Annotated in this window: 9 protein-coding genes; 4 read left to right on the forward strand and 5 right to left on the reverse strand. The window is 41.6% G+C overall.

Annotated elements, in window-relative coordinates:
- Window positions 1–285 precede the first annotated feature (285 nt).
- From PN499_RS00775 to PN499_RS00785, 3 genes are all read right to left on the reverse strand, one after another.
- Window positions 286–759 carry a VOC family protein gene (locus PN499_RS00775; RefSeq protein ID WP_272029676.1) on the reverse strand — a complete coding sequence of 158 codons (474 nt, stop codon included), beginning with the start codon at window positions 757–759 and terminating at the stop codon, window positions 286–288.
- 74 nt (window positions 760–833) lie between these two features.
- Complete coding sequence (locus PN499_RS00780) at window positions 834–1,532, reverse strand: pirin family protein (RefSeq protein ID WP_272029677.1); 699 nt, start codon at window positions 1,530–1,532, stop codon at window positions 834–836.
- Between the two features lie 238 nt (window positions 1,533–1,770).
- On the reverse strand, window positions 1,771–2,007 hold the full coding sequence (locus PN499_RS00785; RefSeq protein ID WP_272029678.1) for a CDGSH iron-sulfur domain-containing protein: 237 nt from the start codon (window positions 2,005–2,007) through the stop codon (window positions 1,771–1,773).
- 129 nt (window positions 2,008–2,136) lie between these two features.
- Here PN499_RS00785 and PN499_RS00790 point away from each other — a divergent pair, with 129 nt between their 5' ends.
- Window positions 2,137–2,469, forward strand: coding sequence for a winged helix-turn-helix transcriptional regulator (locus PN499_RS00790; RefSeq protein WP_007357877.1), 333 nt, complete (start codon window positions 2,137–2,139; stop codon window positions 2,467–2,469).
- Window positions 2,470–2,670: 201 nt separating this feature from the next.
- Here PN499_RS00790 and PN499_RS00795 read toward each other — a convergent pair whose 3' ends face one another.
- Together PN499_RS00795 and PN499_RS00800 are read right to left on the reverse strand one after the other, a co-directional pair.
- Window positions 2,671–5,271: a CHAT domain-containing protein gene (locus PN499_RS00795; RefSeq protein WP_272029679.1), complete on the reverse strand. Its 2,601-nt coding sequence runs from the start codon at window positions 5,269–5,271 to the stop codon at window positions 2,671–2,673.
- A 269-nt stretch (window positions 5,272–5,540) separates the two neighbouring features.
- Window positions 5,541–6,575, reverse strand: a complete 1,035-nt coding sequence (locus PN499_RS00800; RefSeq protein ID WP_272029680.1) for a threonine aldolase family protein — start codon at window positions 6,573–6,575, stop codon at window positions 5,541–5,543.
- A gap of 412 nt (window positions 6,576–6,987) precedes the next feature.
- Here PN499_RS00800 and PN499_RS00805 point away from each other — a divergent pair, with 412 nt between their 5' ends.
- The 3 genes from PN499_RS00805 to polA all read left to right on the forward strand — a co-directional run bounded on the left by PN499_RS00805 (window position 6,988) and on the right by polA (window position 14,107).
- A complete protein-coding gene (locus PN499_RS00805) occupies window positions 6,988–9,219 on the forward strand; it encodes a PAS domain-containing sensor histidine kinase (protein WP_272029681.1) in 2,232 nt (743 codons plus the stop codon).
- Entirely contained in the window at window positions 9,206–10,879 is a 1,674-nt protein-coding gene (locus tag PN499_RS00810; protein ID WP_272029682.1) for a putative bifunctional diguanylate cyclase/phosphodiesterase, read from the forward strand. Before PN499_RS00805 ends, PN499_RS00810 begins: the two co-directional genes overlap by 14 nt.
- A gap of 210 nt (window positions 10,880–11,089) precedes the next feature.
- A complete protein-coding gene (gene polA, locus PN499_RS00815) occupies window positions 11,090–14,107 on the forward strand; it encodes a DNA polymerase I (RefSeq protein ID WP_272029683.1) in 3,018 nt (1,005 codons plus the stop codon).
- Window positions 14,108–14,148 lie beyond the last annotated feature (41 nt).

Below are 14,148 nucleotides of genomic sequence, written 5' to 3' on the forward strand. Positions count from 1 at the left end.
CCCCCCCCCCCCCCCGAGCCCAATACTCAAAATAGCTGAAATACTTTTGTGACAATTCATCTGGGAGCCAAAATGTTAATATAGCAACCTTTTAACAGACGGAAAACCTTTCTACTTTGTGTCATATTTTTACGCAAATTTTATGCCGAATGATAAAATTAACAATAACAGCCTACTTACTGCTCTTAAATTATATCAAATTGATTAATTAAGCACAATTATTTTAGAGGTGGGTTCGTCAATATCTCAACTCTAATCCAGAGAGCTGGTAAACCCACCCCATTTTTAACTTTGACCGCCATAGCGTTGCAACTCCTCTGTCAAATTCAGAGGAGCAACAATTGCTTTACTTTCAAACTCACCCCATAATTCACGAGGTACTATCCAAGTAATTTCAAACTGATTACCATCAGGATCTTCACCATATACAGACTTACTAGCACCATGATCGCTTGCACCCCGATAAGAGCCTTTCTCCTTGAGAAATTGAACAGCATTAGCCAACTCCTCAATTGTTTTAACTTCCCAAGCTAAATGATAAAGTCCCACACTTCCAGGGGGTGGCGACGGCGCATTTGTTCCCAAAGCTGCTAAACCCAGATCGTGATGGTTCTGAGAACCTACGGCCCGCAAAAATGCCATCTTCCCGTGCATCTGCGCTACTTCGACAAAACCAAAAACAGATTTATAGAACTCAACTGAGCGTTTTAACTCCCGTACATAAAGCACAACATGGTTCAAATTGGTGACAGGAATCATAGTATTTTTAGATTGTTACCCCCCTTAAAAAGGGGGGATAAACGTAAGAGATTTGAGATTTAAGATTTAGCATTTTAAGCCAAATCAAACAAGAGAAATTCAGCCTTATCTGCCGCTTCGATCTCGATATCAGATTCATCGCTAATGGCAGCGCCATCGCCATGTTTTAACGGCAAACCATTCAAAACAATTCCACCGCGAGCCACCTGTACCCACGCATGACGCTTAGGCTGCAAGGAATAAGAGACGCGATCGTTTTTTTCCAGAACAGCCGCATATAAATCCACATCCTGATGTACCTTAACAGCACCATCCCGTCCATCCCTAGCAGCAACTAACCGCAACTTTCCGGGGTGTTGTGCCACATCAAAATCACGCTGTTCGTAACTTGGTTTTAATCCCTTTGTATCGGGAAGCAGCCAAATTTGCAGTAAGTGAACTGGGTCTGTTTTGGATTGATTAAACTCGCTGTGCTGGATACCTGTACCTGCACTCATTCGCTGTACTTCGCCAGGTTTAATCACTTCGCCATTGCCGATACTATCTTTGTGTTCTAGCGCTCCTTCCAAGACATAAGTAATGATTTCCATGTCTTGATGACCGTGCGTACCGAAACCACGACCGGGGTTAACAATATCCTCATTAATTACTCGCAATGCCCGAAAACCCATTTGATTGGGATCGTAATAATTGGCAAACGAAAATGAGTGGTAACTATCCAGCCAACCGTGATTAGCATGACCTCTATCTTCACTTTTTCGGATGACGATCATTTTTTAATTCCTCATTTTTCAAGTTTGAAGGGAAAGTGTCAACTTAGGTGAACTTGGGGGTTGAAAACGCAACTACAAAAACAAAAACTGCCTACACGAGTTTAAAAATTTGTAGTTCTCGATTAGTCCGCGTAGGCGGACTTTGCTTGTGTAACCGCAAATTCTATTCGCCTGCTAAATTCTTGCGATTCCTCTGATTAATTCTTGCAGCAATATCCACTCAACGGTTAACTATGCCTTAAAGTTTGGCATGAGCCCCATCGCAAAACGGGGAGTTAGCAGTATGTTTGCAGTTACAAATTGCTACCGTTTTTGTCTCAGTAATTTCAAAAGCTAGCGGCGCAAATTCTGTACCTTTGTGACCACCATCACAATAAGGCTGGTTTTGAGATTGACCGCATTTGCACCAATAGTAAGTACCAGGCTCTAGTGCAAGAACAACAGGCTTTTTATCAAAAATAACAGGCGTGCTCATCGGATTCTCCTCTCAGGAATGGCAACAGATTTGTTATTTCTGTGCTTTTTGCATATTTATACTTTAAACTAAGTAAAGCCATAATGGGAAGTATGCACTTTAAAGTAAGGTAGTACCCAAAAAGATACTATGCAAACCAACACAGATACCGAGAGAGCCAGTTGTATTGTAGAAAGAACGTTAGACGTGATTGGCGGGCGCTGGAAGGTCTTAATCCTGCGCGAGTTATTTCAAGGGGTGAAGCGTTTTAATGAGCTACAACGCGCTTTAAAAGGAATCACTCAAAAAATGTTGACACAACAACTGCGGGAGATGGAATCGCATGGTATTGTCCATCGCGAAATATACTTGCAGGTTCCTCCAAAAGTCGAATATTCGTTAACACCTTTGGGAGAAAGTCTCAAACCAATCATCGATGCCATGCACGAATGGGGTGTTAAGTATCTCAATCAAAACAATTAATTTTGAAAAAAATAGTCATTGCGAGCGTAGCGAAGCAATCCTAAAGCCTTGCGATTGCTTCGCTACGCTCGCAATGACAAGTTATCCCTAAGTAAGCTCTAACACCTAAGCAAGTCCTAACAAATAACAACTAACAAATTACAAATTACAAATTACAAATTACAAATTACAAATTACAAATTACAAATTACAAATTACAAATTACAACCAATTACCAACTAAAACAAAAGCTGCCCAGAAATAAGGATGAGAAAATCTTTTATCCTGGAAAATCGCCTGCTGAGCACGGCGGAGAGCTTCAGCTTTTGTCACTTCTTTTTTGGCTAATTCTTCATAGAATTTAGTCATCAGTAAAGCCGTCGCTTCATCGCTCACATACCACAAAGATGCCATCGTACTCCGTGCGCCCGCCCGCACAGCAACCCCCGCTAATCCCAAAGCCGCCCGCTTATCTCCAACAGCAGTTCTGCAAGCACTGAGCACCAGCAATTCAATAGGGCGGGCCGTCCTTGTATTTCCCCTTAGCAAACTATCTAATTCCTTAGCGTTAATTCGCTCGTCCCAAGCAAGAATAAATGTATTTTCAGCTTTAGAACTGAATTCGCCGTGAGTTGCTAAGTGAACTACTGGGAAAGGAAACGAATTAATTTTTGCTTTTAAGTTGGCTTCGGTGAAAGATTCATTTAGCAGAATTGTACTGGGAACTTCTGCCGCGATCCGCTGCAATTCAGTCTCAACACCAGGAAGTGCATCAAACCCTTGGCGAGATTCACTTAAGCCACCAGTGAGAATTTTGAGGCTATTTCTTGCTAAAGGTTTAGCATCTACCAGTTGTAAACCGGGAGCTATTGCAATGCTATATTTTTGAGCTAAATATTGCTTGCCATCGTAAAGAGCCGCCATCGGAATACTCCGCAGAGAACCATCTAAGACAAATACTAAAGTTTGCACCCCACTCGCTGCTAACTCAGTTTCGATGGGACGGATTAACCAGTCATAAGCTTGTTGCGACGGTTCCAATAAGATTTTTAAGACCCCCCGGATTAAGCTTCTTGTTAGTCCTTCCCGCAGTTTCCTCAGTATTTCTTCTACTCGCTCTTCAGATACAAAGGTAGTGTAGTGACGTAGAGGTTTGTTTGGAAGTTTGACAATTACTTCTAGGCGATCCCGCAAAATAATCGGATAAAAAACTGCTGCCTTTGGATCGATTTGGTCAATTTGAACTGGTCTGATATCTAAACAGGCATCTCGAAAGAAGTTGTCAAGTTCAGCTACTTGTAATGCTTCTATTATTTGCCTCGCTTGAATTAATGCTAATTGATCTACAACTCCATGACTTTGTGAAGAATTAAGAGGCGGTTGCAACAGCAAACCTACTAGCTCTCGATAGACTGGCTCTACACTTTCTGTAAATGAAAACTGTACATCTGAGCTAATACTAACTAAATCGCTACGAAGAGACTGAAGGGTTTTTACTGCGGAGAAATAAGCAGTAATTGCGCCTTCTCGTTCTCCTTGAACTTTCATGATTCTTCCTAATTGCCACTGCCACTGGTAGGCAATATCAGCAGCATTCACCGCTTGTGCTAAAAGTAGTGCTTTCTCAGTTAATTTTCTCGCGTCAGCCCATTGTTGATTATGTTCGTAAAGCTTGCCCAAATTTCCCAGAGCATTAGCTTCTGCTCTTCGATCTTTTAAGCTTTGAGCTAGTTTTACTGCCATTGCTAATAATTGAGCAGGCTCTTGATAATTGGTGATTTGCTGCTGTTCTTCGTCTCGTTGTCCAATCTTAATTAAGCTGTGAGCTAAATTAATCCTAGCATAAACTGCTGTCCTGCTAGCAGGCAATTTGGCAAGTACAAACTCGATTTTAGGTGATAAAATTTTAGCTTCTGACCATTGCTTTTGCTCTAATAAAAGGCTCAGTTGGTTTAGTTGCGCTTCAATTGTCTGTAAAGGTGTAGGAGATGCTTTCACCGCCCGCTGATAAAAATCTAAAGCTGCTTCCGGTTTTTGCTGTACTCTAAATGTATTACCCAAGCTAATCATAGCGGCTGTCAAGGCTTCGGGAGATTCTAATTTTTCAGCTATTGCTAAACTTTGCTGTAAAACTTCCTGAGATTGATTCAAATCTCCCACTATCCGCAACGCATCGCCTAAGCTCTGAAATCCTCTTGCTTTCAGTAGCGTATCCGGTTGATTTTTCAGTGTTTCTTTCACAGTCTTTAGCATTTTGAGAGCTTGACTATATAGTCCTAATACCTGTAGTGATTGAGCTTGGTTAATCTGGTTCCTAGTAACGCCTGTAGCATCGCCGATTTGTTTGTATTTTTCTGCGGCTTTTTTCCATGTTTCTAGGGCTTGTTCGGAATTACCAGCAGATAATTCTAATTGTCCTTTTACTTCGAGTATTTGAGCAAAAAGTTTTGTCCGCTCAGCGGTATTTTCTATTTGATTTAGTTGGTTGAAACTGTCTGTAATTGCAGCCGTTGCTTTAGTTCTTTCTCCAGCCTGATGATAAACGAGTGCCAGATTTCTCAAAGCCCTTACCTGACCTAATTGATTGCCTTGGGCAGTATAATCGGTAACTAAGCGCTGTAATACGGCGATCGCATCTGCAAACTGTCCCGTTTCATAAAGTTGCTGTGCCTGTTTTTCTAAGGCGGCCACTGTATTTAAAGCTGGCGTTTGCCTTACCTCTGCTTTAGCAAATGTTTCAGGAGTAATTGCCAAGGCTTTTGGGGTTTGGAAACCGCAAGCTAAAGACAAAAGGCAAATAGTAAAAACAGGGTTTTTTTTCATCTATAATAATTATTAATTGTTAATTATTTATTTCAGAAACAGGTGGATAACAACCACAATTTGTCAATCCAGGACTGTATTCGGAGTTCAGATCGTTAGCAGTAACGATGAGGTTGCCATCAGATCCCAAAGTCCAGCCAGTTGCTTCCAGGAGGCGATCGCTAACTATTCACTGTTGATTGCGATCGCACTATTTTCTATTAATTTATTAGCACGATCGGAACTTACTCAAAACTGTATTCTCCCAAAGCATAGAACAACCGCTCTAGTTATTGAGCAAAGTTTTTGACAGTTTCTATGAAAGCAATAATATCTTTTTCCTGCGTATTGAAAGCGGTGACAAGTCGGACAATACTTGCAGATTCACGATTCCAACGATAAAACTCGAATCCTTCGGATAAAAGCGCTTTAATTACTGGTTCTGGAAGTTCAATAAAGATTTCATTTGCCTCTACTGGATAGCAAAGCTTCACCCCAGGAAGCCCCGCTATTCCTTTTACTAATTTGGCTGCCATTTCGTTAGCTTTAGCTGCATTTCTTAACCACAAATTATCTTTAATATATGCTTCTAGCTGTACTGATAGAAACCGCATTTTTGAAAAAAGATGACCGCTGCGCTTGCGGCGATATTGGAAATCTCGCACCCATTTATGATTGAAAAATACTACTGCTTCTGCTGCCATTGCGCCATTTTTAGTAGCTCCAAATGAAAGCACATCAACGCCAGCCCGCCAAGTGATATCGGCAGGAGAACAACCGAGACTGGCGACAGCATTTGCAAACCGCGCTCCATCCATGTGCAATTGTAAATTGTAAGCGTGAGTTACTTCGGCAATTTGGGAAATTTCATCAGGATTGTAAATAGTTCCGGCTTCTGTTGTCTGAGTAATACTGACAGCAGCAGGTTGTACATGATGAACAAATCCTGCACCTGCCCGATCGAGTATTGCGGCTAAGTTAGCAGCATCAATTTTGGCATTATTTCCTGTTAGTGTTACTAGCTTTGCGCCACCAGTATAAAATTCTGGTGCGCCGCATTCATCGACGTTGATGTGAGAGTCTACATGGCAATAAATTGCTCCATAAGGAGGAGAAATAACAGAGAGAGCGAGAGCATTGGCGGCGGAACCTGTCGCTACTGGAAAAACTGTGACGGGTGTCTCAAATAGTTCAGAAAATTTGCCTTGCAAATTCTGCGTGCATTCGTCATTTCCGTAGGGCATAGTAGCCCCGTCATTGGCGGCTGCGATCGCTGCCATTATTTCTGGAGAAACTCCCGTTACATTATCGCTGCAAAAATTCATTTTGATAATTGGTAATTGTAATTGATAATTGGTAATTCCTCTCCATTACCACTTCAACTCTAACACTATGTTGAGTTTACTTCTCCTTAACTGCATACCTTTATACATTTAATCAGAGCGTAATTTATCTTAAAAAAGTAAAACACAAGCTCGAATTTTTCAACGGTTGAGTGAGTGGGCTCTGTGGAAATACGAGTGAAAATACTATTAAAGCTGAATTTGCCAAGGCTGTCTCCGTTTTTATACGTAAGTACATTTACATAAATGCGACATTGACGATCGCCTGCCTTTGTTCCCAGAGGCATTTTTTTTGTCAAGAATAAGTGTCGCAGCTAACTTTAATACTTTACTTGCAAAGCTTATCTTTAAAATAGAGGCTGTACTCATAGTAAGAGTGCATCGCAAATTAACCATGTTACACCCCAACCCATCCTTTTGTCGCACCCTTGCTCCCACAGAAATATCTGGCATCGCTGCCACCTTGCAGCATAAGGTAGAGCAATTGACTGGCGAATTAAACAGTGCCCGCCAGCAACTAGAGCGCGAGAGAGAGCAACTAAAAAAGACCAATGATGCTCTCCAAGAAAGCCAAGTACACCTGCACGCAGTCATTTCCAAAGCGCCAATTGTCCTCTGGGCATTAGATGGCGACGGCATATTCACACTTTTTGATGGCAAAGGGCTAGAAAATTCAGACCTTCAGCCTGGTCAACTCGTTGGTCAGTCAATTTTTGATTTATATTGCAACCACCCAAATATTTTGGAAAGCATCGCCTTTGTACGTGCAGGCAACGAGCACAGTTGGATTGCAGAAATGGGGGATTTAGTATACGAAAGTCAAGCAACTCCGATGCGAGATCGAGATGGTCAAGTTTCGGGAATAATCGGTGTTTCTACTGATATTACGCTGCGTCATAAATCTGAAGCAGCACTGCAAGAAGCAAAGATAGAGCTAGAGTTTAGAGTCGATGAGCGGACAGCAGCTTTAAAGGAGTCTAACGATCAGTTAGTAGTAGAAATTGTGGAACACCTGCAAGCAGAGAAAGCGCTGCGATATCGAGTTGAATTTGAGCAATTGATCGCGACTCTTTCTACTCACTTTATCAACTTAAGACCAGAAGAAATTGACAGCGGTATTAACCGAGCCCTGGAAACAATCGCAACTTTTAGCGGTGTCGATCGCAGTTACGTCTTTTTGCTCGATGACAACGGCACTAAGCTCAAAAATACTCACGAATGGTGCGCTCCTAACATTGCCCCGCAAATTCGCCAACGTCAAGGCATAGCAGTGGAAGCTCTGCACTGGTGGCAAGAGCAAATCCGCCAGCGCGAAACTATTAATATTCCCAGTGTCGCCAAATTGCCGCGATCGCAGCGGACTACCAAAGCCATTTTGCGATCGCAGTCCATCCAATCTGCGATCGTGATGCCAATGACTCATCGCGGCTCCCTGGTGGGATTCTTAGGCTTAGATGCCGTGCAATTAGAAAAAGCTTGGTCAGAAGATGTCATTACCTTACTGCGAATTGTCGGCGAAATGTTCGTCAACGCCCTAGAGCGCAAGCGAGTAGAAGCACAAAAGACCCAATTAATTGCCTCTATCCAAGAGTCAGAACGCAAATTTCGCAGCTTATACGAAGCCACCAACGACGCAGTAATGCTCCTTGACGAACAAGGTTTCTTTGACTGCAACCGCGCCACCCTAAAAATATTTGGCTGTACTATCAAAGAGGACTTGTGTGGGAAGCAACCTAGAGACTTTTCGACCCGATTTCAGCCAGGAGGAGAAGATTCAGAAAGTTTAGTAAAACAACACATTGCTGTAGCTATGGAGACAGGTAGCAACCGATTTGATTGGCTACACCAACGCATTGATGGTTCAGAATTTCCCGGAGAAGTCTTGCTCTCTGCAATGGAAATCGACGGCAAAAAAGTGCTACAAGCAGTAGTGCGCGACATTACCGAGCGAAAGCGAAGTGAAGAGGGAATTAAGGCATCCTTAGCAGAGAAAGAAGTCCTGCTTAAAGAAATTCACCATCGCGTTAAAAACAATCTCCAGGTTATTTCTAGTCTGCTCAGACTTCAATCCCGATACATTCAGGATAGACGTACAATTGAAATGTTAAAAGAAAGCCAAAATCGCGTTCGGTCAATGGCTCTCGTTCACGAGCAATTATATCAATCCCAAGACTTATCAAAGATTAACTTTGCTGAATACATCCATAACCTAGCAAATAATTTATTTCAGGCTTATGAAGTAAATGAAAGGGGAGTTAAGTTAAGGATGAATATCGATACAGTTTATCTCAATATTGACACAGCAGTTCACTGTGGATTAATTATCAACGAATTGGTTTCAAATTCTCTTAAATATGGATTTGTCGATCGGCAAAAAGGAGAAGTTTATATAGAATGCTTAGTCACAAATCAGCAATTTATGCTGACCGTTCGGGATAACGGCATTGGATTTCCTGCCAACTTAGATTTCAGAAATTCCGGCTCATTAGGACTGAGATTAGTTTGTTCTTTAGTTAATCAGCTCAGAGGGACTATTGAACTAAATAGCAGTAAAGGAACTGCGATCGCAATTACATTTACAATGCAAAACTTACAGCAGGGGAGTGAAACTAATGTCAAGAGCTAAGATCCTCATCGTTGAAGATGAAAGCATCATCGCCGAGGACATTGCAGATAGTTTGAAAGTTCTAGGGTATAGCATTAGCGCTATAGTATTTTCTGGAGAAGAAGCCATTCAAGCAGCAGATGATATGCACCCTGATTTGGTGTTAATGGATATTCATCTGCAAGGAAAAATGGATGGCATAACAGCCGCCGAAGAAATCAGATCGCGCTTCCAAATACCAGTTGTTTATTTAACAGCTTATGCCGATGATAACACTTTACAACGGGTCAATGCGACAAAACCCTTCGGCTATGTTGTCAAACCATTTGAAGAAAAAAACTTACATTCAGCTATCCAAATTGCTCTGCATCGGCATCAGTATGACTATTTAACAAATTTGCCGAATCGCTCGTTGTTGCGAGAGCGGCTTAATCAAATATTAGAAAAACAAAAAGCTTTTCAGACTCTAATTCCGATTGTATCTCTCAGCGTGGATCGGATCAACAAAATCAACGGTACATTAGGGCATTCTATCGGTGATTCCGTACTCCGCATCATTAGTCAAAGGCTCACTAACTGCAATCCCAACTTTAATATGGTTGCCCGTTTAGAAGCTGCTGAATTTGCGATTATCATGCCGCTAATTGAGGAAAAAGAAGATACTGGCAATGTCGCTCAAACCATTTTAGATATAATATCCGATCCGATTGTTGTTGATGGCTATGAAGTTTATGTCACTGCCAGTATCGGCATCGCTTTCTATCCGGGTGACGGCACTAAGGGAGACGAATTGTTGAAGAATGCTTATGCAGCCATGTATTATGCTCAGCAGCAGGGCGGAAATAGTTATCAGTTTTATACTTCAAAATCATCGATAGTATCTATCAACCAAATCATTCAGGAAACCAGCTTGCGGAATGCTATTAAATGCTCAGAGTTTGAGGTTTACTATCAGCCTCAAGTTGAACTTAAGACAGGTAAAATTGTTGGTGCTGAAGCCCTATTACGCTGGAATCATCCAGAACGAGGTTTAGTTTACCCCGATGAATTTATTGCCCTTGCTGAAGAAATGGGTTTGATTATTCCACTGGGTGAATGGGTGCTGCAAACTGCTTGCAAGCAAACTAAACTTTGGCAAGAATCAGGTTTTTCCCCCTTGCGGATAGCAGTCAACTTGTCAGGTCGTCAGTTCAATCAGAAAAATATTGCTGAAAGAGTAAAGCAGATATTAAAAGAAACAGGACTAGATCCTAAGTATTTAGAACTGGAAGTAACAGAAAGTCTAGTAATTCAAAATGAATCGGCGGCTACTAAGGCTATGACTGAATGGCGTACCCTTGGAATTAAAATAGCGGTTGATGATTTTGGCACGGGATATTCCTCTTTAAGCTATCCTAAACGCTTTCCATTTGATATTATTAAAATTGACCGCAGTTTTATCTGCAATATCACAAACGATCCCAAGAATGCCGCAATTACTAAAGCGATTATTCAAATGGCACACAGTTTGAATATGAAAGTGATTGCTGAGGGTGTGGAAACCCAAGCAGAACTAGATTTCCTTTATCAATACGAATGTGATGAGATGCAAGGTTATTTTTTTAGTAAAGCCCTTACCAATAAAGAATTTGAAGAGTTGTTAAAAAAAGGGCAATGTTTGCCTAGTGTAGAAGATAACTAAATCCTGCCGGCCTCTACTTAATTAGAGTTTCCATACCCTTTTCATTAATTTTTAATTGCCATAGGGCGAGATATAGCAATCCTCAAGGCGAAACAAAGCTTATCAATTCCTAAAACCATTGATTTTTCCTGTATTTTCCTTCTTCCATCTTCATGCTGCTCTAATTCGTTAGAATAGAACTATTGTCTCGCGCTATTGGTGTCTATTTCTGTGTTAGCAAATCAAATTCCTACTTTCGTCCTAGTTGACGGCCACTCCCTTGCTTTTCGCTCCTACTACGCTTTTGCCAAAAGTCGAGATGGGGGGTTGCGAACTTCCACAGGTATTCCCACGAGTGCATCTTTTGGTTTCCTCAAGTCGCTCTTAGAGGTGATGGCGGCAGAGGAACCGCAGTATATGGCTATCGCTTTTGACCTCGGTTTGCCTACCTTTCGCCACGAAGCTGACGATACCTACAAAGCAGACAGAACCGAAACTCCCGAAGATTTTATTATTGACCTCAAAAATCTTCAAGAACTATTAAGTTACTTCCATTTGTCAATAGTAACTGCTCCTGGTTATGAAGCCGATGATGTCTTGGGAACCTTAGCACAAAGAGCGAGTTTAGCAGGTTTCCGCGTTAAAATTCTTACAGGCGACCAGGATCTATTTCAGCTTGTTAATACAGACGCAAATATCAGCGTTTTACGTCTGGGTAGAGACTCTTTCGGGCGCGGCGGTACAGGGAGAGGTCAAGAATACGGCCCAGAACAAGTAATTGAAAAACTGGGAATTAAACCCGATCAAGTAGTTGATTATAAAGCTCTCTGCGGCGATGCTTCTGATAACATCCCTGGAGTGAGAGGGATTGGCGAAAAAACCGCTGTGCAGTTGCTGACAACTTATAACTCTCTCGATCTGATTTATGCTTCTTTAGATCAGGTTAAAGGAGCTGTGAGGAAAAAGCTGGAAGACGGAAAAACCGAGGCATATCATTCCCAGCATCTTGCTAGAATTATATGTGATGTACCCTTGGAAATTGAGTTAGAAGAATGCAAGCTTGCTGGTTTTGACGAGGTAGCTTTAATACCAGTTTTGGAAAAATTAGAGTTTAAGACATTTTTAAATAAAGTCAAGCAACTTCAGAAGCGATTTGGCGGTGTAGAACAAAGTGGAGAGGAGGTTTCCAGTCAGAAAATAGAACAGGGAGACCAGGACAATCGCACCACAATCAAGGCTGAAATTAGCGAAGAGAGAGTTAGTAAAGAAAATAGCGATCGCTCTTTATCAAACAATGAAGATGATGCAAGCTGGTTTTGGAACTTAGAGGATACCAGAGAGGCTCAACAGCAGGCAATTTTGCCCATTAAACCGAGGATTATTCATACTCCTGAACAGCTAACAGAATTAGTACAACTGTTACGAACTTTCACCGATTCAGCCACACCTGTTGCGTGGGATACTGAAACTACAGCCTTAGAACCGCAAGACGCTGAATTAGTAGGAATTGGCTGTTGTTGGGGAACTGGTGAAGCAGATTTAGCTTACATTCCTACAGGACATAAAGCTGGTCAAAATTTAGATAAAGCCATAGTTTTAGAAGCATTGCGTCCAATTTTAGAAGATGATAATTATCCTAAAGCCTTGCAGAATGCTAAATTTGACCGCTTAATTCTGCGTTGTCAGGGAATCAAATTAGCTGGCGTAGTATTTGACACGATGTTAGCTAGTTATGTCATCGATCCCGAAGGCAGTCATAACCTTACTGCTTTGTGCAAGGAATACTTAAAAGACCAAAAGTTAGTTGCCCAAAGTTATAAAGATTTAGTCTCTAAAGAGCAAACAATTGCAGATTTAGCCATCCCGATTGTTGCTAACTACTGCGGTATGGATGTCTATACAACGTTCCAGCTAGTAAGTAAACTTCGCGAAAAACTAGAAGAACTTGATGCAGAAAAGCCGCTTAAAGCGTCTTTAAAACAGTTGTTAATAAAAGTAGAACAGCCTCTAGAACCTGTTTTAGCTCAGATGGAATATAATGGTATTCGCATTAACACAGCGTATCTCAAAGAACTATCACAGGAGCTAGAAAATAAATTACAATTAATTGAGCAGACAGCCTATGAAGTCGCAGGTGAAGAATTTAGTTTAAGTTCGCCAAAACAGTTAAGCAAACTGTTGTTTGAAACTCTAAAACTAGATATCAAAAAATCCCGAAGAATTCAAAGCGGCTATTCTACTGATGCTGCTGTTTTGGAAAAGTTACAAGACGATCACGAGGTAGTCAAAACTATTTTGGAACATCGTACTTTATCAAAATTGAAGTCAACTTATGTGGATGCACTCCCGCAGTTAGTGCGTCCTGATACTGGACGGGTGCATACAGATTTTAATCAGGCCGCTACGGGGACGGGGAGGCTATCTTCTTCTAATCCAAATTTGCAGAATATTCCCATCCGCACTGAATTTTCTCGACAAATTCGCAAGGCATTTTTGCCTAAAGAAGGCTGGTTGATGGTGTCTGCTGACTATTCTCAAATTGAGTTAAGAATTTTGGCTCATTTGACTCAAGAACCTGTGTTAGTTGAAGCTTACAAAACGAATCAGGACGTGCATACTGTGACTGCTAAACTCTTATTTGAAAAGGAAACAGTAACGCCGGACGAGCGCAGGTTGGGCAAAACGATTAATTTTGGCGTAATTTATGGAATGGGGGCGCAGAGATTTGCACGGTCTGTTGAAGGAGTGAGTCCGACACAAGCTAAGCTGTTTATTGAGAGGTTTAATCAGCGTTATTCTAGGGTTTTTGAGTATTTGAATAGGGTCAAGAAGGATGCGATCGCGCAAGGTTACGTCTCAACAATTCTAGGCCGTCGCCGCTATTTCAAATTCGAGGGCGAAAGTGTCCGCAAACTGAAAGGTTCTGATGTTCAAGATATTAACCTGGCTACTCTCAAAAATATAGGTCAGAATGACGCGCAACTTTTACGAGCTGCTGCTAATGCTCCAATTCAGGGTTCCAGTGCTGATATTATTAAGGTGGCAATGGTGAAATTGCATGATATCTTGCAGGAGCGTCAGGCGCGTTTACTATTACAAGTTCATGATGAATTAGTGTTGGAAGTACCGCCCGATGAGTGGGAAGAATTGCAGCATAAAATCAAGAATACAATGGAAAATGCTGTAGAGTTAAGTGTACCGCTAGTGGTTGATATTCATGCGGGGCAAAATTGGATGGAGACGAAGTAAATAGCTAGTGCCTAGGGGAAAAGAGGGGCTAGGGGCTAGGG

The sequence above is a fragment of the Kamptonema animale CS-326 genome (assembly GCF_028330895.1).
In the GTDB taxonomy this organism is placed as follows: domain Bacteria; phylum Cyanobacteriota; class Cyanobacteriia; order Cyanobacteriales; family Microcoleaceae; genus Kamptonema; species Kamptonema formosum.

Bases quoted from the DNA above. Each gene is read 5' to 3' on its own strand.
- PN499_RS00810 (WP_272029682.1), top strand. From the start codon at position 9,206: ATGTCAAGAGCTAAGATCCTCATCGTTGAAGATGAAAGCATCATCGCC.
- PN499_RS00790 (WP_007357877.1), top strand. From the start codon at position 2,137: ATGCAAACCAACACAGATACCGAGAGAGCCAGTTGTATTGTAGAAAGA.
- PN499_RS00785 (WP_272029678.1), bottom strand. From the start codon at position 2,007: ATGAGCACGCCTGTTATTTTTGATAAAAAGCCTGTTGTTCTTGCACTA.
- PN499_RS00795 (WP_272029679.1), bottom strand. From the start codon at position 5,271: ATGAAAAAAAACCCTGTTTTTACTATTTGCCTTTTGTCTTTAGCTTGC.
- PN499_RS00805 (WP_272029681.1), top strand. From the start codon at position 6,988: ATGTTACACCCCAACCCATCCTTTTGTCGCACCCTTGCTCCCACAGAA.
- PN499_RS00775 (WP_272029676.1), bottom strand. From the start codon at position 759: ATGATTCCTGTCACCAATTTGAACCATGTTGTGCTTTATGTACGGGAG.
- PN499_RS00780 (WP_272029677.1), bottom strand. From the start codon at position 1,532: ATGATCGTCATCCGAAAAAGTGAAGATAGAGGTCATGCTAATCACGGT.
- PN499_RS00800 (WP_272029680.1), bottom strand. From the start codon at position 6,575: ATGAATTTTTGCAGCGATAATGTAACGGGAGTTTCTCCAGAAATAATG.